The sequence below is a fragment of the Ectobacillus ponti genome (assembly GCF_024294785.1).
In the GTDB taxonomy this organism is placed as follows: Bacteria; Bacillota; Bacilli; order Bacillales; family Bacillaceae_G; genus Ectobacillus; species Ectobacillus ponti.
On sequence record NZ_JANCLT010000082.1, the window covers coordinates 1 to 386 of the forward strand.

1 protein-coding gene is annotated in these 386 nt (G+C 51.0%); it reads right to left on the reverse strand.

Annotated elements, in window-relative coordinates; translation table 11 throughout:
• Positions 1-305 (reverse strand): NAD-dependent epimerase/dehydratase family protein (locus NK662_RS24660; protein ID WP_497717181.1); only part of this gene is annotated, 305 nt, incomplete at its 3' end.
• Positions 306-386 lie beyond the last annotated feature (81 nt).

The following is a 386-nucleotide window of genomic DNA, read 5'->3' on the forward strand; positions in this document are numbered from 1 at the left end:
TCCCCTTCCATCAAGCTCATCAACCCTTCCACCAAATCAGAGACATATTGAAAGCTCCTAGTCTGCTTGCCATCACCATAGACAGTCAAAGGTTCCTTCCTCAGTGCCTGAGCAACAAAGTTGCTGACAACACGGCCATCATCAATGCACATGCGAGGGCCATATGTGTTGAAGATACGAGCGATCCTAACCTCAAGGTTGGCACCACGGTGATAGTCCATGGTCAAAGTTTCAGCTGTGCGCTTGCCCTCATCGTAACAACTCCTCACACCAATGGGGTTGACATTGCCCCAGTAAGTCTCCACCTGAGGGTGCTGGAGGGGATCTCCCTATACCTCACTGGTGCTGGTGAGGAGAAATTTTGCCCCAATCCTCTTGGCCAATCC